Genomic DNA, 17,855 nt, shown 5'->3' on the forward strand with positions numbered 1-17,855 from the left:
ATCATCGGCGAGGGTTCACCGCCATCGTGTAACAGTTTGAAAAGATGACGCCCCCGATCGGGGGCGTCGTCGCTGATGGCCTGCGCCGTCGCCTAGCCGTAGGCGAGATTCGGCAGCCAGGTCACCAGTGCCGGGAACATGATCACCAGGATCAGCCCCAGCGCCTGGATGCCCAGGAACGGGAAGGACGAACGGAAGATCTGGCCCATGGTGATGTGCGGCGGACACACCCCCTTGATGTAGAACAGGGCGTAGCCGAACGGCGGGCTGAGGAAGGACATCTGCATGTTCACCAGGTAGATGACCCCGAACCACAGCGACACATCGGCGGGTGCCACGCCGGGCAGGCCGAACACCCCGTCGAAGGAGAGTCCCTTGATCAGCGGCACGAAGATCGGCACCGCCAGCAGCAGGATGCCGACCCAGTCCAGGAACATGCCCAGCGCCACCAGCAGCACCATCATCAGCGCCAGCACCGCGTAGGGGCCGAGGCCGGCGCCGGAGATCAGCTCCTGCACGAAGGTCTGGCCGCCCTGCAGGATATAGAAGCCGACGAAGATGCTGGCGCCGAAGATGATCCACATCACCATCGCCGAGGCGACCAGGGTGGTCATGCAGGCGGCATGCAGATTGGGCCAGGTCAGGCGCTTGTGCAGCGCCGCCACCACCAGCGCGCCGAAGGTGCCGATGCCGGCCGCCTCCACCGGGGTGGCGATACCGGTGAAGATGATGCCCAGCACCAGCACCACCAGCACGATGGGCGCCAGCATGTTGCGCAGCAGGCGCAGCTTCTCCTTCATGTCGACGCGGTCCTCCACCGGCATCGGCGGTGCCACCTTGATGTTCAGCGTGCCGCGCATCCAGCAGTAGAAGCCGTACATGAAGGCCAGCAGCAGGCCGGGAATCAGCGAGCCGAGATACAGCTCGCCCACCGACTGCTGGGCGATGACGCCGTAGATGATCGCCAGGATCGACGGCGGAATCAGGATGCCCAGGGTGCCGCCGGCCATGATCGAGCCGATGGCGATCTCCGGGTCGTAGTGGCGCTTGAGCATCGCCGGCAGGGCGATCAGGCCCATGGTCACCACCGCGGCGCCGATCACGCCGACCATGGCGGCGAGCAGCGTGGAGGCGATGATGGTGGCGATGGCCAGGCCCGCCTTGAGGCCGCCCATCCACTTGTAGACGACATCGAACAGCTCCTCGATGATCCCGGCCTTCTCCAGCACCGAGGCCATGAAGATGAACAGCGGAATGGCCGACAGCTGGTAGTTGGTCATCATCGGGAAGATGCGCGACGGCATCAGGTTGAGCATGTGCTGATCGCCCACCAGGTAGAGGAAGGCCACCCCCAGGCCGCCGGTGACGAAGGCCAGCGGCAGGCCCGCCACCAGCACCACCATCAGGGTGCCGAACATCACCAGGGTCAGGCCGCCGATGCCCAGCCCGCTGAGGATGTTCTCGAGGCTGCCGGCCAGGCTCTGGTAGTCGGTGACCGCGATGTTGACCATCTCGAACAGCGTCCAGGCGGCCAGCACCGCCCCCAGCGCCACCAGCAGGTGGGCGAAGCCGCGGCCGTGATGCTCGGCGGCACGATGATGACGGAAGGCCTGGAAATCGCGGATCAGCTGGGCGATGCCCTGCAGCAGCAGCAGCAGCGCGCCGAAGAACAGCATGAACTTCACCGGATAGAACTGGATCGCCCATTCGGTGAAGGAGGTCTCGTTGGCGTAGCTCGAGCCGAAGAACAGCGTGTCGCTCACCGCCTGGGAAAAGAACTTCCAGCCGGTCACCAGCAGCGCGACAGTGAAGATGAAGAAGAACACCGAGGTCACCAGATCGAGCGCAGCCTTGTTCATCGGCCTGGCCCGCTGATAGAGGATGTCGACGCGCACGTGCCCGCCCTCGCGCAGGGCGAAGGCCCCGGCGATCAGGTACTGCATGCCGAACATCAGGGTCATCGACTCGTGGGCCCAGTTGGTCGGCGAATTGAAGGCGTAGCGCATCAGCACTTCATAGGCGAACACGAAGGGCGCGATCAGCGCCCAGTAGGCCACGTAGCGGCCGAAGAACCCGGAAATGCGATCGATCACGGCGGTGAAGACGTTGCCCGGGGGCCGGTAGCTCTCCACCGGGGCCTCGCCGGGAATCTCCCCGGTGTCGCCGCCGCTGATGGTCCCGCCGCGCCGGAAGCTGCGGTCGACGAGCCACATCACCAGCAGCGGCAGGAAGAACAGGACCGACCAGTAGAGCCAGTGCGGCAGCACGAAATTGATCTCGAGATTCATGAAAACTCCTCCGCGATACCATCGCTTCCCGGCGATGGCGACGGATCATCTAGCCGACGGGATGCAGGATCAGGGCATGGTGACCCAGGCAGGCCGGGGGCTGCGGTGCTCGGCCCACACCCCCCGGCGGGTCGATCAGAGGGATCAGACGTTGAGCTCGAAGTCCTTGATGTCGTCCTCGGTGATCAGCGCCACCGCCGGATCCATCATGGTGTCGAGGTGGGCGCGGAACATGCGCGCGGCATCCGGGTCCTTGTTGGCCCACTTGAACCACAGCGGAATGGACACCTGGCGGAAGCGATCGGCGTCCTCCTCGGAGAGGTGGATGATCTCGACGCCCTTCTCGCGATACTTGGGCCAGGCCTCGGCGTTGGCCTTCTGGATCGCCGCATAGTGCTCGCGGGAATAGGCCGCCACCAGGTCGTGCATCAGATCCTGGGTCTGGGAGGACATGCGCTCATAGACGCGGCGGTTGACCGAGATGTCCATCAGGTCGACCGCCTGGTGCAGGCACGGCGTGGAGGGCGGGCCCATGATGATGTAGTCGGCCACCTGCCAGAAGCCGAGCTCGTAGTTGACCGCCGCCCCGGTGAAGTCGGCGGCGTCGATGGTGCCCTTCTCCAGCGCCGGATAGACCTCGGAACCGGGCAGCAGCGTGGTCCGCGCCCCCATCTCGGCGAAGGTCTCGGCCACGATGCCGCCGGGCATGCGGATCTTGACCCCGTCGAAGTCGTCGAAGCTGCGTAGCGGGATCTTGGAGTGGATCAGGTTGAGGTCATGGTGGACATAGCCCAGCAGCTCCTGGCCCTGCTTGCGGTACAGCTCCTTGGCGATGCCGAAGCCGCCGTAGGCGCCGAACATCATGTCCCACTGGTGGGGCAGCGACAGGCCCATGGGGAAGGCGGTGAGGAAGACGCCGGCCGGCATCTTGCCGGGCCAGTAGACGGTGAACCAGTTCTGACCGTCGAGCACGCCGTTGCGCACCGCATCGGCGACCTCGAAGGCCCCGGCCACGGCGCCGGCCGGGAACGGCTCAATGCTGACCTCACCGCTGGTGGCCTCGGCCACGCCGTTGGCCCAGGACTCGAAGGTGCGATAGCCGACGGTCCCCGGCTGCCAGGAGGACTGCATGCGGATGCGGATGCCCTGCTGGGCCTGGACATTGCCGATCCAGGGGGCCGCGACCGCCGCCGCGGAGCCGATCGCGGCGGCCTTCAGGAAGTTGCGACGATTGCCGGCACCGCTGCCCGATGTCGCGACGCGATCGGACGAAGTGCGCTTGGGCTGCTGGTCGTCTTGCATGGCGAGGACTCCTCGTTGGTGTTGCGTCCGTCCCGCACGGCGCGATGACGGAGGGCTTGTTGTTGTCTGTTCTGGTTTGACCCCATGCCGCCGTCGCCCGAGGGACGCCGACGACATGGGCAACACGATCCATGTCTCTGGAAATACCTTCCGCATCAAAACGTAGTGTCCCCGGAGGCCGCGGCCAACAGCGACTTTCAACGTACATCGCTCAACGATACGCACCGATAACGAAGTAACACGCTGTTATATATAACAATTCACGCTCAGGGGCGGCGCAGGCGAAGCACCCGCCCTACGACTATTGAACGAGTGACGAGAGGCCAGGACGGGACAGAGCGGGGAGGAAGTGGAGCAGGAAAAAGACGACGGCCATCGCCGGGGAGGCGATGGCCGTACAAGGCCGCTCGGGCAAGCGGCCTCAAGTGCGAACCGGAAGGCTAGCGCGAGAACACCACCGTGCGGCGGCCATGCGTGACACCCGACGCGCCACGTGGGCGTCGACGGCGCGTGCGGCAGGCATCAGGGGCACTCGATCTGGCGCCCCTGCCCCCTTGGCCTGGTTAGCGCGAGAACACCACCGTGCGGCGGCCGTGCAGGAACACCCGACGTGCCACGTGGGCGTCGACGGCGCGCGCCAGGGTCAGGCATTCGATGTCGCGGCCCTTGGCCACCAGATCCTCGGGATCGTCGGCGTGGCCGACCGGTTCCACGCCCTGGGTGATGATGGGCCCCTCGTCCAGGTCGTCGTTGATGTAGTGCGCGGTGGCGCCGACCAGCTTGACGCCCTTCTCGAAGGCCTGGTGATAGGGCTTGGCGCCCTTGAAGCCCGGCAGCAGCGAGTGATGGATGTTGATCGCGCGGCCGGAGAGCTTCTCGCACATGTCGCTGGAGAGCACCTGCATGTAGCGGGCCAGGATCACCAGCTCGGCGCCGGTCTCCTCGACCACCTCCCACACTCTGGCCTCCTGCTCGGCCTTGGTCTCGGCGGTGATCGGGAAGTGGTAGTACGGCAGCCCGTGCCAGTCGGCCAGCGGCTGGAGGTCCGGGTGGTTGGAGACCACCGCGCGAATCTCGATCGGCAGCTGACCGGTGCGATAGCGATACAGCAGGTCGTTCAGGCAATGGTCCGCCTTGGACACCATGATCACCACCGGCATCCGCGCGTCCGGCGCGGTCAGCTCGAAGGCCATCTCGAACTCGGCGGCGCGGGCGGCGAAGGCGGCCTGGAAGGCCTCGGCATCGAAGTCCGGCTCCAGCGGGCGGAACTCGGTGCGGATGAAGAAGCGCTCACCGTGATGGTCGTCGAAGGACTGCTGCTCGGTGATGTAGCAGCGGCTCTCCTTCAGGAAGCGGGTCACCACGTCGACGGTGCCCAGGCGGCTGGGGCACTGGGCAGTGAGAATCCAGGTATCGGCGCTCTTGCCGGCGCTGTGGCTCATGGGAGAATCTCCTGACGAAGCAGGCCGGGGAAGCCCCGGCCTGATAGCACAACGGGATGGCGGGGCGCTCAGCGCTCGACGCCGATGGCGTATTCCTCGCCGGCATCCAGCAGCCAGCGATAGGTGTAGTCGGCGAAGCTGCGGCGCACCACCAGCTCCCAGCGCTCCTCGCTCGGACGACGCAGCACCACGGTGGTCTTGGCGAAGATGGTGGTCACGCCCTTGCCGACCGGGAAGTGGCTCGGATGGACGTCATAGACCACCGACTTCATCAGCACCTCGCGGGCGGCCTCGCCCTCGAGCTCGACCAGGGTCTGGCCGCCGCTGACGTTGCTGATCGCGAAGTGGGCGTCGCCCAGCGCCGCGCGCAGGCGGTTCTCGAGCTCGAACTCCTCGCCGCCGGGCACGATCACCAGCCACTCGTCCGGGGAGACCCACTGGATCGAGCGCTTGCCCTCGTCGTCCTGGACCAGGCCCTGGGGCTCGCCGGGCAGGGAGATGCCGAGCACCGCGCGCACCGCGCCGTCGAGCACCACGGCGCCGCCGCGCAGCACCAGGTGGCCGAGGAAGGCCCTCTCGCGCATCACCACCCGGCTCTTGGCGGTGGGGGCCGGAGCCCCCGAACGACGATAGCTGTAGGTGAGCGGCGATTCGACCGGGATCTTGGCCTCGGTGCGGGTATCGAAGGTCCTGACCGTTTCAACAGCAGTGTTAGACATTCTGACGCTCTCCCTTGGGGTCGAGGAAGATGGGGCTGACGATCTCGGCCTCGTGGACCTGGCCGTCGACCATGGGCAGATAGACGGTCTCGCCCATCTTCTGGTGACCGCCCTTGACCACGGCCAGGGCGAAGCCGGATTCCAGGGTCGGGCTGTAGTAGCTGGAGGTCACGTGACCCTCCATCGGCATCGGGATCGAGTGGTTCGGGTCGAGCACGATCTGCGCGCCCTCCTCCAGCACCACCGTCGGATCCTTCGGCTTGAGGCCGACCATCTGCTTGCGGTTCTCGCGCGAGGTGTCCGGCCGCGTCAGGGCACGCTTGCCGATCCAGGAGAACGGCTTGTCGTAGCCGATCGCCCAGTGCATGCCGAGGTCTTCCGGGGTCACCGAGCCGTCGGTGTCCTGACCGGCGATGATGAAGCCCTTCTCGGCGCGCAGCACGTGCATGGTCTCGGTGCCGTACGGCGTCAGGCCGTACTTGTCGCCGTGGGCGAACAGCGTCTCCCAGACGTGCAGGGCGTAATTGGCCTGGACGTTGATCTCGTAGGCCAGCTCACCGGTGAAGGAGATGCGGAAGATGCGCGCCGGCACGCCGGCCACCTTGCCTTCCTTCCAGTCCATGAACTTGAAGCTGTCCTTGTCGAGGTCGACCTCGGTGGTGACCTCTTCCATCAGCTTGCGCGCTTCCGGACCGGTGATGGTCATGGTCGCCCAGTGATCGGTCACGGAGTTGAAGTAGACGTCCAGCTCCGGCCACTCGGTCTGGTGCCAGATCTCGAGCCACTCGAGCACGGTGGCGGCGCCGCCGGTGCTGGTGGTCATCAGGAAGTGGTTGTCGCCGAGGCAGCTGGTGGTGCCGTCGTCGAACACCATGCCGTCGTCCTTGCACATCAGGCCGTAGCGGACGCGGCCGGTGGCCAGCTTGGCCCACTTGTTGGTGTAGACGCGCCCCAGGAACTCACGCGCGTCCGGGCCCTGGATGTCGATCTTGCCCAGGGTGGAGGCGTCGAGGATGCCGACCTTCTCGCGCACGGCCAGGCACTCGCGAGCCACCGCCTCGTGCATGGTCTCGGTCTTGCCGTTGATCTTGCGCGGGAAGTACCACGGACGCATCCACTGGCCGACTTCCTCGAACGCGGCGCCCTGCTCCACGTGCCACTGATGCATGGCGGTGTAACGCTCGGGATCGAACAGCTCGCCGCAGTGGCGGCCGACGATGGCGCCGAAGGTCACCGGGGTGTAGTTCGGACGGAACACCGTGGTGCCGACCTCGGGGATCGAGCGACCCAGGACGCGGGCGGCGATGGCCATGCCGTTGATGTTGCCGAGCTTGCCCTGGTCGGTACCGAAGCCCATGGCGGTGTAGCGCTTGACGTGCTCGATGGACTCGAAGCCCTCGCGGGTGGCCACTTCGATGCCGGCCGCGGTGACGTCGTTCTGCAGGTCGACGAACTGCTTCGGCGCGCGCAGGGTCGCCTTCTCGTGGGGCACCTGATAGAGCGCCACGGCGGCGCCGTCACGGCGCTCGGCGACCCGGGGCAGGCTCACGGAGGCGGCGGAGAAGCCGGCCTCGGTGGCCGCGTCCAGGCCGGCCTCGGCGCCGTCGGCCAGCACCGCGCCGGTGGCATAGACGCCACGCGCGCCCCCGGCGGCGGCGACGCCCTTCACGGTGTTCGGGACGAAGCCGAGCAGCTCCTCGTTCCAGGTCGGACGGCTGCCGGTGTGGGACGCCAGGTGGATGACCGGGCTGTAGCCGCCGGAGCTGGCGATGGTGTCGCAGCTCAGGGTCTCGGCGCCACCGACCACGCGGAAGCCCTGGAGGTCGACCTTGGCGATGCGGGCGGCGCTGACGCGCGAGTCGCCCTTGGCCTCGACGACCGCGGCGCCGGCGATGATGCGGATGCCCTTGGCGCGGGCCTGTTCGACCAGCTCGCCGTCCGGGTTGGCCCGGGCGTCGGCGATGGCGACCACGTCACGGCCGGCCTCGACCCAGTCCAGGGCGGCGCGGTAGGCGTGATCGTTGCTGACGGAGAGCACCAGCTTGTTGCCCGGCACCACGCCGTAGCGGCGGACATAGGTGGAGACGGCGCCGGCCAGCATGTTGCCCGGCACGTCGTTGTTGCCGTAGACCAGCGGACGCTCGTGGGCGCCGGTGGCCAGCACGACGCGGCCGGCACGCACGCGATGCAGGCGCGAGCGGACCTGACGCAGGCCATCCTTGAGCGGCGCGGTGTCGGCCAGGTGCTCGGTGCGGCGCTCGTGCAGGGTCACGAAGTTGTGATCGTGATAGCCGTTGGCGGTGGTGCGCGGCAGCAGGGTGACGTTGTCCATGTTGGACAGCGCCTCGACGGTCTCGGCGACCCACTGGTCGGCCGGCTTGTCGTCGAGCAGCTCGCGGGAATCGAGCAGCGTGCCGCCCATCTCTTCCTGCTCGTCGGCGACGATCACCCGCGCGCCGCTCCTGGCGGCGGCCAGGGCGGCGGCCAGGCCGGCCGGGCCGGCGCCGACCACCAGCACGTCACAGTGCTGGTGCATGTGATCGTAGATGTCCGGATCGCTTTCCAGCGGACTGCGACCGAGGCCGGCGCCCTTGCGGATGACCTTCTCGTAGGTCATCCACATGGAGGCCGGAGCCATGAAGGTCTTGTAGTAGAAGCCCGGCGGCATGAAGCCACCGCCCAGCTTGCCGACCAGCCCCATCAGGTCGCGCTGGACGTTCGGCCAGCCGTTGGTGCTGCGCGCGGTCAGGCCGTCGTACAGCGCCTGCTGGGTGGCGCGCACGTTCGGCACCTGGCCGGCCTCGCTGACACCGAGCTGGACCAGCGCGTTCGGCTCCTCGGCGCCGGCGGCGAAGATGCCGCGGGGACGCGAGTACTTGAAGCTGCGGTTGACGATGTCGACGCCGTTGGCCAGCAGGGCGGAGGCCAGGGTGTCACCGGCATGGCCCTGATACGTCTTGCCGTTGAAGGTGAAGCTCAGCCGACGGCTGCGGTCGATGCGGCCGCCCTGGGCGAGACGGTTCTCTTGAGCGTTGGGCTGGCTCATGCGCGGACTCCTTCACGAAGCGATGCCGTTTCGGCTTCAGCGGACGGCCGGCCCTCGGGGTGCTCGGCGGTGTACGTCGGCTGCTCGCCCATCTTGTAGGTCTCGAGGATCTCGTAGCTCACGGTGTTGCGCGTGATGTTGAAGAACTTGCGGCAGCCCACGGCGTGCACCCACAGCTCGTGGTGGATGCCACGGGGGTTGTCGCGGAAGAACAGGTAGTCGCCCCATTCGTCGTCGCTGCAGTTCTCCGGATCCGCCGGGCGGGCGATGTGCGCCTCACCCTTCGGATGGAATTCCTCTTCCTCGCGGTATTCGCCGCAGTAGGGGCAATGGATATAGAACATGTCGGCTCTCCTCTGCGGAAATCAGTGGGCCACGCCGGCGGCGCCGTGCTCGTCGATCAGCGCTCCGGTATTGAAGCGGTCGATGGAGAACGGGGCGGCGATCGGATGCATCTCGCCCTTGGCCAGGCTCGCCGCGAACACGTTGGCCGAGCCCGGCGTGGCCTTGAAGCCGCCGGTGCCCCAGCCGCAGTTGAAGTACAGGCCCTTGACCTTGGTCTTGGAGATGATCGGGCAGGCGTCCGGGCAGGTGTCGACGATGCCGCCCCACTGACGGTTCATGCGCACCCGCGAGAACATCGGGAACATCTCGACGATCGCCTGCAGGGTGTGCTCGATGGTCGGGTAGCTGCCGCGCTGGCCGTAGCCGTTGTAGCCGTCGATGCCGGCGCCGATGACCAGGTCGCCCTTGTCCGACTGGCTGACGTAGCCGTGCACGTGGTTGGACATGGTCACGGTGTTGAGCACCGGCTTGAGCGGCTCGGAGACCAGCGCCTGCAGCGGATGCGATTCCAGCGGCAGCTTGATGCCGGCCATCTTGGCCATCACGCCGGAGTTGCCGGCGGTCACGCAGCCGACGGTCTTGGCCTCGATGTCACCGCGGTTGGTGTGCACCCCGAAGATCTGGCCGTCGCGGATCTTGAAGCCGGTGACCTCGGTCTGCTGCAGGATGTCCACGCCCAGGGCGTCGGCACCGCGGGCGAAGCCCCAGGCCACGGCATCGTGACGGGCCACGCCGCCGCGGGGCTGCCAGGAGGCGCCGAGGATCGGGTAGCGAGCGCGCTTGGAGGTGTCCAGCAGCGGCTCGATCTCCTTGATCTGCTCCGGGGTGACCACCTCGCCATCGACGCCGTTCAGGCGGTTGGCGTTGACGCGGCGCTGGATGTCACGCATGTCCTGCAGGGTGTGGCCCAGGTTGAGCACGCCGCGCTGGGAGAACATGACGTTGTAGTTGAGGTCCTGGGACAGGCCTTCCCACAGCTTCATGGAATGCTCGTAGAGCGCCGCCGCCTCGTCCCACAGATAGTTGGAACGCACGATGGTGGTGTTGCGCGCGGTGTTGCCGCCGCCCAGCCAGCCCTTCTCGATCACGGCGACGTTGGTGATGCCGTGCTGCTTGGCCAGGTAATAGGCCGTGGCCAGCCCGTGGCCGCCGCCGCCGACGATGATGACATCGTAGGACTTCTTGGGCGTCGGGTTGCGCCACTGGCGCTGCCAGTTCTCGTGGTGGCTCAGCGCGTGCTTGACCAGCCCGAAACCTGAATAACGTTGCATAGGGGTCTACTCCTCAAGGGCCCCGCCGGTTCACCGGCGGGGAACGGGCTCACGCGGTGGCGGTATCGGCCTGTTCGGCGACGGCCTTGGCATAGACGGGGTGGCGGGCACACAGCTCGGCCACCTTGCCGCGGACTTCCGCCTCGATGGCGGAGGTGTCTTCCTGCGTCTCCAGCACGTCGAGGATGTCGCAGATCCAGCCGGCCAGGGCCTCGCAGTCGGCCTGGCTGAAGCCGCGGGTGGTCACGGCCGGCGTGCCGAGGCGCAGGCCGGAGGTGACGAACGGGCTCTGCGGGTCGCCCGGCACGGCGTTCTTGTTGACGGTGATGTGCGAACGGCCCAGGGCGGCGTCCGCGTCCTTGCCGGTCACGCCCTGCTTGATCAGCGAGACCAGGAACAGGTGATCGTCGGTGCCGCCGGAGACGACCTCGAAGCCGCGCTCGACGAACACGCTGGCCATGGCCCGGGCGTTGTCGATGACCTGGGCCTGGTAGCGCACGAAGTCCTGGCTCATGGCCTCGCGGAAGGCCACGGCCTTGGCGGCGATGACGTGCATCAGCGGGCCGCCCTGCTGACCCGGGAAGACCGCGCCGTTGAGCTTCTTGTACAGCGCCTCGTCGCCGCTGGCGGAGAGGATCAGGCCGCCACGCGGACCGCGCAGGGTCTTGTGGGTGGTGGTGGTCACCACGTGGGCGTGGGGCAGCGGGCTCGGATAGTGGCCGGCGGCGACCAGACCGGCGACATGGGCCATGTCGACCAGCAGGTAGGCGCCCACGGCGTCGGCGATGTCGCGGAAACGACGCCAGTTGACGACCCGCGAGTAGGCCGAGAAGCCGGCGATGATCAGCTTCGGCTGGTGCTCATGGGCCAGGCGCTCGACTTCCTCGTAGTCGATCTCGCCGGTCTCCGGGTTCAGGCCGTACTGCACGGCGTTGTAGTGCTTGCCGGAGAAGTTCGGCGCGGCGCCGTGGGTCAGGTGACCGCCGTGGGCCAGGCTCATGCCCAGCACGGTGTCGCCCGGGGCGACCATGGCCATGAAGGCCGCGGCGTTGGCCTGGGCGCCGGAGTGGGGCTGGACGTTGGCGTAATCGGCGCCGAACAGCGCGCAGGCGCGCTCGATGGCCAGCTGCTCGACCACGTCGACGTGCTCGCAGCCGCCGTAGTAGCGCTTGCCCGGGTAGCCCTCGGCGTACTTGTTGGTCAGCTGACTGCCCTGAGCCGCCATCACCTGGGGGCTGGCGTAGTTCTCGGAGGCGATCAGCTCGATGTGGGCTTCCTGGCGCGCCACCTCGTCACCGATGGCGGCAGCGATCTGGGGATCGGTCATTGTCAGGTTGTTGTCATTCATTCGTCATCACCCTGGGGTTAGCGTCACAACGTTAAAAGAAGGCGGCGATCGAGGCGTTCTGGAAACGACATCATCTTCGTTGAACGAGACACCGCGGTCTCACTCGTTTCACCTTGGGTACATTGATAGCCAAGCCCGCCGCTCAAAGATTGAATATATGCGACAGATTTACCGACAAATTCCCGCCATATTTTTCAAATAACTGATTTTTAATCATTTAATTTTTTGGCGGATTTTGTATTTCTACATGCCCTATACAAAGGGCCGGTGCAGATGCACCGGCCCCGTTGAATAGCCTCGTCGCCCCTAGCCGGCGACGCTGGAACCGACGCCATCGAGGGAGCGACGATCGCCCTCCTCGACCGCCATGATCGGCTCGCCGTCGGCCTGCCACCGGGCCTGCTCGGCCTCGCTCGCGCGCGGCGAGAACCAGCCCAGCCAGGCATAGAGCACGCCGATCAGCGGCGACAGCCAGCAGGCGAAGGCCAGCGGGATGTACATCAGGTCGCCCATGTTGCCGTCGGCGACACTCAGCCCCAGCGAGGTGATCACCACGGCGCCGCCGGCGTTCCAGGGAATCAGCGGCGAGATCAGGGTGCCGCCCTCCTCCGTGGCGCGGGACAGGTTGAGCATCGAGACGCCCTTGCCGCGATAGACGGGGCCGAACATGCGCCCGGTGAGGGTGATCGCCAGGTAGGGGTCGCCGGCCACCAGGTTGGTGCTCATGGAGCTGACGATGGCCGAGGTCTGCAGGCCGCCGAAGCGCTTCACCCGGCGCATGATGGCCGCGATGATGGCGTGCATGCAGCCGGTGCGCTCGAGGATGCCGCCGAACGACAGCGCGATCAGCAGCAGCGTGATCACCCAGGTCATCGACTGCAGGCCGCCGCGGTTGAGCAGGCCGTCGATCTCGGCCACGCCGGTGTCGATGGCATAGCCCGAGAAGGCGAAGCCGAACAGCGCACTTACCCCCTCGCCCTGCAGCAGCCAGGCCGTCGCCCCGCCGAGGACCACGCCGACGAACAGCACCGGCAGCGCCGGCAGGCGCATCACGGCCAGACCGATCACCACCAGCACCGGCAGCAGCGACAGCACGCTGATCTCGAAATGCTGCGAGAGCCCCTGGGTGATCGAGGCGATGCGCTCAAGCGAGGCGGCCTCCTCGCCGACCAGGCCCTGCCCCGCCAGCAGATAGATCACCAGTGCGATGACCATCGCCGGCAGCGTGGTCGGCATCAGGTTGCGGATATGATCGAACAGGTTCACGCCGGTCACGGCGGGGGCCAGGTTGGTGGTATCGGACAGCGGCGAGACCTTGTCGCCGAAGAAGGCACCGGAGACCACCGCGCCCGCGGTCCAGTAGGCCGGGATATCGAAGCCGGCGCCGATGCCCATCAGCGCCAGGCCCACCGTGCCCACGGTGCCCCAGGACGTGCCCAGCGACACCGAGACCACGGCGCACAGCAGGGCCGCGGCGGCCAGGAACACCTGCGGGCTGAGCAGCTCCAGGCCGAAGTAGATCAGCGTCGGCACGGTGCCGCTGGCGATCCACACGCCGGTGATCATGCCCACCAGCATCAGGATGCCCACCGCGGGCAGGCCGATGCTCACCACGTGCAGCATGCCCGCTTCCAGCTGCTGCCAGCGCAGCCCGAGATAACGCCCGACCAGGGCGGTGATGGCGATGCCGATGATCAGCGGCACGTGGGGCGTGAAATCCCCGAACGCGAACAGCTGAACGCCCAGCACGCCGAACGTCAGCACGATGGGCAGCAGGGCCAGCGCGAGACCCGGCCTCGCGGCCTGAGAGGACGACATGGAAAATCTCCTTATGATGGCTTGTTGTTGTCATGACGTTGTCGTGAAGGCCCGCCCGGGCCTTCACATACAGAGATACGACAACCCGCCTCAAGGAGATTGAACGAATGCGACATATTCACCGTGATGTCTGCGACATCACGATGTAGAAGACTGTTTTATAGCGACTTCTCTAAAGAATAGAGCAGGTGATTTTCGGCAAAAAACGCCATCCCCCAGCTACGCCTGACCGCTCGCCCCCTCGCGGGAGGCGATATGCAGGAAGAACGGATCCACCGGCGTCTCGCCGCGCTGCGCGGCCTTGCGCAGGGCGGTGGGCGTGTCGCCGAAGGCCTCGCGGAAGTGGCGCGAGAAATGGGCGGTGTCGGCGAAACCGCAGCGCTCGCCGATCTCGGTGACGCTCTTGGCGGTGTAGTGCAGGAGCCACAGCCCGTAGCGCAGGCGCAGGTCGCGGGCGAACTTCTGCGGCCCGATGCCCAGTTCCTCGCGGAACTTGCGCTCGATGTTGCGCCGCGACGAGCCCACCCGCCGCGCCAGCTCGTCCACCGTGATCGCCTCGCCCAGGTGCTGCTCGATGATGGTGATGGCGCGGCGCACCAGGCGATCCTCCACCTTGTCGAAGACCACCGGCTGGGGCTGGGGATGCTCGCCGCGTCGCGCCTCGTCGATCAGCATGATGTGCAGGCTCTTCATCGCCCAGGCCTTGCCCAGGTGGCGCTCGACCAGGTAGGCGGCCAAGTCCGCCGAGGCGATGCCGCCGGCGCAGGTCAGCCGGTCGCCGTCGTCGATGAACAGCCGGTCCGCCACCGGCTCGATGTCGGGGAAGCGGTGGGTCAGGTCGCCGTGGTGGTACCAGCTCACGCAGCAGCGCCGCCCGCTCATCAGCTCCGCCTGAATCAGCGCGAAGACGCCGGTGCATACCCCCACCAGCGGCACGCCGGCCTCGGCCACGCCCTGCAGGTAATGGAGCGCCGCCTCGTCCACCGCGTCGTGCTCGTCCTGCACGCCGCCGATGACCACGATGTAGTCGAAGTCGCGCGGATCGCGAAACGGCGAGCAGGGCGTGATGGCGGCGCCGCAGCTGGACATGGCGTCGTGCCCGCCGCTGGTCATGAACACCCAATGGCAGCGCAGCTGGCGCGAGCGGTCGCCCTCGTCGGCGGCCAGGCGCAGGCAGTCGACGAAGGCCGCGAAGGGCATCAGGGTGAAACGCCGCAGCAGCACGAAGCCGACGGACAGGGGCTCGTTGTCGTGGGAATGACGCATGGGAAGGGGACTCTTCGCTCTCGCCGGATCGCCGCTAGTGTCCGGCACGGGACGACAGGGCGCAACGCGGGTCCGGTGACAGGCCAGCGTCGCCGGGCCCCATGCCGCCATGCCGTTTCAGGCTTGAGCTCGAAATACCCGCCTCAGTAGTCCACGACCAGGTTGGTCTTGGGCGTGCTGCAGCAGGACAGGATGTAGCCCTCGGCGACGTCCTCGTCGGTGATGCCGCCGTTGTGCTCCATCTCGACCTCGCCCTCGGTCACGGCCACGCGGCAGGTCCCGCAGATGCCCATGCCACAGGCCTTGGGGATATGCAGGCCCAGCTTGGCGGCGGCGGTGTGCACGGTCTCGCCCGGCTGGATGCGCACGCTCTTGCCGGTGGTGCTGAACTCGACGCTCAGCATGTCGGAAACGTCGAGCTCCTCGGCCTCGGCCTCGGCCTGCTCCACGTTCTCGATGACGTCTTCCTGCACGTCCTGCGGCGTGGCGCCGAAGGCCTCCTCGTGGTAGTGGCTCATATCGAAGCCGTTTTCCTGGAGCAGGCGCTTGACCGCGTTCATGTACGGCGTCGGGCCGCAGCAGAAGATCTCGCGGTCCATGAAGTCCGGCGCCATCAGCTCCAGCATCGCCTGGCTCAGGTAGCCGCGGAAGCCGGACCAGGCCTCGCCCAGCTCGTCGCTGCGCTCACAGACGATGTGCATCTTGAACTCGGGGATCCGCGAGAAGATGTGCTCCAGCTCGCGGTGGAAGATGATGTCCTGGGGCGTGCGCGAGCTGTGCACGAACTGCAGGTCCACCGTGGCGTTGGTGTCGAACAGCCAGCGCACCATCGACATCAGCGGGGTGATGCCCACGCCGCCGGACAGCATCAGCACCTTGTCGGCCGGATAGTCGATGATGTTGAACTTGCCGACCGGGCCGTGCACGGCCAGCTCGTCGTTGACCTTGAGGTTGTCGTGCAGCCAGTTGGAGACCACGCCGCCCGGCATGCGCTTGACGGTGATCGAGAAGCTGTAGGGCACCGACGGGGAGCTGGAGATGGTGTAGGAGCGCATCACCTGCTCGCCGTCGATCTCCAGCTCCAGGGTCACGAACTGTCCCGGCTTGAAGAAGAACATCACCGGCTGCTCGGCCATGAAGCAGAAGGTGCGGGTATCCCAGGTCTCCTGGATCACCTTGACGCAACGCACCTGGTGGCGGCCGTTGGTCCAGGTCTGGGTGGTGACGGGATTGACGGGATTGAGATAGTTCATTGTCATGATGGTATCGCCTGGGGTCGCCTGGGGCTGCAGCGTGAAGCGCTCGGTCCGACGGCGGAGACACCGCCTGCCGTTGGCAGAATTCTGCGCACGCCTGCGCTCCCCCACTTGCCTGTCAGCGACATGGCCATACCCGACAGGTCCACCTGTGCGACATTTCTTCTCCCCCCTGGTCGCTGTTGCATCATCACGCGTCGCCGGTGGACAACCCCCCCCGCTGACGCTGTTTCAAACTCACCTCACCCGCCGCGGCCCCACCGGGGCGTGAATTCGCTAGACCTTGGCCCGCATTTCAACAATCCCGAGGCTGTCACAGCAGCCCAGCAATGAGGAAGCGTCCCACCATGGATTCACTGTCACCTGCCCGCCTGGATGACCCCCTGGCCCCGGCACGCGAGGCCACCGCCGAGATGCTGAAGCAGCGTCAGCACAACTACTCGCTGCCTCAGCCCTTCTACAACGACGAGCGGCTGTTCGCCCTCGACATGCAGGAAATCTTCGAGAAGGAGTGGCTGTTCGCGGGCATGACCTCCGAGATCCCCGCCAAGGGCAATTTCATGACCCTGGAGGTCGGGGACAACCCGGTGGTGATCGTGCGCGGCAACGACGGTGAAGTGCACGCCTTCCACAACGTCTGCCGCCACCGCGGCTCGCGCCTGTGCGTGACCGACAAGGGCAAGGTCGCCAAGCTGGTCTGCCCCTACCATCAGTGGACCTACGAGCTGGACGGCCGCCTTTTGTTCGCCGGCACCGAGATGGGCCAGGCATTCAACCTCGCCGATCACGGCCTCAAGCCGGTTCACGTGCGCACCGGCGGCGGCTTCATCTTCGTCAGCCTGGCCGACGAGGCCCCGGCGATCGACGGTTTCCTCGAGACGCTGGACCACTACCTGGCGCCCTACGACATGGAAAACCTCAAGGTCGCCGTGGAATCCAGCATCGTCGAGCAGTGCAACTGGAAGCTGGTGCTCGAGAACAACCGCGAGTGCTACCACTGCAACGGCGCCCACCCGGAGTTGCTCAACTCCCTGCAGGAGTTCGACGACACCGACGATCCCCGCGCCACCCCGGCCTACAAGGACCTGGTCGCGCGCAAGCAGGCCGACTGGGAAGCCCAGTGCGTGCCCTACAAGCTGACCCGCCTGGATCGTCGCAACCGCCTGACCCGCACCCCGCTGCTGGACGGCGCGGAATCGATGACCATGGACGGCAAGCGCGCCTGCCAGAAGCTGATGGGCAACCTGCAGAGCGCCGACCTGGGCTCGCTGCGCATCCTGCACCTGCCGAACTCCTGGAACCACTTCATGGGCGATCATGCCCTCGTCTTCCGGGTCATGCCGATCGGCCCGCAGCAGACGGTGGTGACCACCAAGTGGCTGGTGCACAAGGATGCCGTGGAAGGCGTCGACTACCACCCCGAGCAGATGCGCAAGGTGTGGGACGCCACCAACGACCAGGACCGTCGCCTGGCCGAGGAAAACCAGCGCGGCATCAACTCCAAGAGCTACCAGCCGGGCCCGTACTCCGAGACCTACGAGTATGGCGTCATCGACTTCGTCAACTGGTACAGCGAGCGCATGCTGGAGAACCTGGGCCACAGCCGGCCCGACCTGCAGCTCGCCAACGGCTGATCTCGTCCCCGCTCGCGCTCGCCATCGCAAGGACCCGCCTCGACGGGTCCCTCTCTATCGTCGCCGCGTCGGCGCCGACACGAGCGGCCAACACCAATGCGCCCCGCCCGGACCTCCGGG

Annotated in this window: 12 protein-coding genes; 1 reads left to right on the forward strand and 11 read right to left on the reverse strand. The window is 66.7% G+C overall.

What is annotated here, in order from left to right; translation table 11 throughout:
- Window positions 1-92 precede the first annotated feature (92 nt).
- The 11 genes from FIU88_RS13440 to FIU88_RS13490 form a co-directional block, all read right to left on the reverse strand.
- On the reverse strand, window positions 93-2,288 hold the full coding sequence (locus FIU88_RS13440) for a TRAP transporter large permease subunit (protein ID WP_152479574.1): 2,196 nt from the start codon (window positions 2,286-2,288) through the stop codon (window positions 93-95).
- Window positions 2,289-2,432: 144 nt separating this feature from the next.
- Window positions 2,433-3,590, reverse strand: a complete 1,158-nt coding sequence (dctP, locus tag FIU88_RS13445; RefSeq protein WP_016853748.1) for a TRAP transporter substrate-binding protein DctP — start codon at window positions 3,588-3,590, stop codon at window positions 2,433-2,435.
- Between the two features lie 563 nt (window positions 3,591-4,153).
- Entirely contained in the window at window positions 4,154-5,032 is an 879-nt protein-coding gene (gene purU, locus FIU88_RS13450; RefSeq protein WP_016853747.1) for a formyltetrahydrofolate deformylase, read from the reverse strand.
- 68 nt (window positions 5,033-5,100) lie between these two features.
- On the reverse strand, window positions 5,101-5,751 hold the full coding sequence (locus FIU88_RS13455) for a sarcosine oxidase subunit gamma (RefSeq protein WP_152479575.1): 651 nt from the start codon (window positions 5,749-5,751) through the stop codon (window positions 5,101-5,103).
- Window positions 5,744-8,797, reverse strand: coding sequence for a sarcosine oxidase subunit alpha family protein (locus FIU88_RS13460; protein ID WP_152479576.1), 3,054 nt, complete (start codon window positions 8,795-8,797; stop codon window positions 5,744-5,746). The genes FIU88_RS13455 and FIU88_RS13460 overlap by 8 nt, the downstream gene beginning before the upstream one ends.
- A complete protein-coding gene (locus tag FIU88_RS13465; protein ID WP_016853744.1) occupies window positions 8,794-9,141 on the reverse strand; it encodes a sarcosine oxidase subunit delta in 348 nt (115 codons plus the stop codon). The genes FIU88_RS13460 and FIU88_RS13465 overlap by 4 nt, the downstream gene beginning before the upstream one ends.
- A 21-nt stretch (window positions 9,142-9,162) precedes the next feature.
- Window positions 9,163-10,413: a sarcosine oxidase subunit beta family protein gene (locus tag FIU88_RS13470; RefSeq protein ID WP_016853743.1), complete on the reverse strand. Its 1,251-nt coding sequence runs from the start codon at window positions 10,411-10,413 to the stop codon at window positions 9,163-9,165.
- A 49-nt stretch (window positions 10,414-10,462) separates the two neighbouring features.
- Window positions 10,463-11,761 carry a serine hydroxymethyltransferase gene (glyA, locus tag FIU88_RS13475; RefSeq protein ID WP_152479577.1) on the reverse strand — a complete coding sequence of 433 codons (1,299 nt, stop codon included), beginning with the start codon at window positions 11,759-11,761 and terminating at the stop codon, window positions 10,463-10,465.
- A 306-nt stretch (window positions 11,762-12,067) separates the two neighbouring features.
- The gene (gene nhaC, locus FIU88_RS13480) at window positions 12,068-13,579 is read right to left on the reverse strand and encodes a Na+/H+ antiporter NhaC (protein WP_016853741.1); all 1,512 of its coding nucleotides are present in this window, start codon (window positions 13,577-13,579) and stop codon (window positions 12,068-12,070) included.
- A 219-nt stretch (window positions 13,580-13,798) separates the two neighbouring features.
- Window positions 13,799-14,845: a GlxA family transcriptional regulator gene (locus FIU88_RS13485; protein ID WP_152479578.1), complete on the reverse strand. Its 1,047-nt coding sequence runs from the start codon at window positions 14,843-14,845 to the stop codon at window positions 13,799-13,801.
- A gap of 143 nt (window positions 14,846-14,988) precedes the next feature.
- Window positions 14,989-16,104, reverse strand: a complete 1,116-nt coding sequence (locus tag FIU88_RS13490; RefSeq protein ID WP_026068277.1) for a hybrid-cluster NAD(P)-dependent oxidoreductase — start codon at window positions 16,102-16,104, stop codon at window positions 14,989-14,991.
- Between the two features lie 344 nt (window positions 16,105-16,448).
- Here FIU88_RS13490 and FIU88_RS13495 point away from each other — a divergent pair, with 344 nt between their 5' ends.
- Window positions 16,449-17,735: an aromatic ring-hydroxylating dioxygenase subunit alpha gene (locus FIU88_RS13495; protein WP_152479579.1), complete on the forward strand. Its 1,287-nt coding sequence runs from the start codon at window positions 16,449-16,451 to the stop codon at window positions 17,733-17,735.
- Window positions 17,736-17,855 lie beyond the last annotated feature (120 nt).

Source organism: Halomonas sp. THAF12 (assembly GCF_009363675.1).
GTDB lineage: Bacteria > Pseudomonadota > Gammaproteobacteria > Pseudomonadales > Halomonadaceae > Halomonas > Halomonas smyrnensis.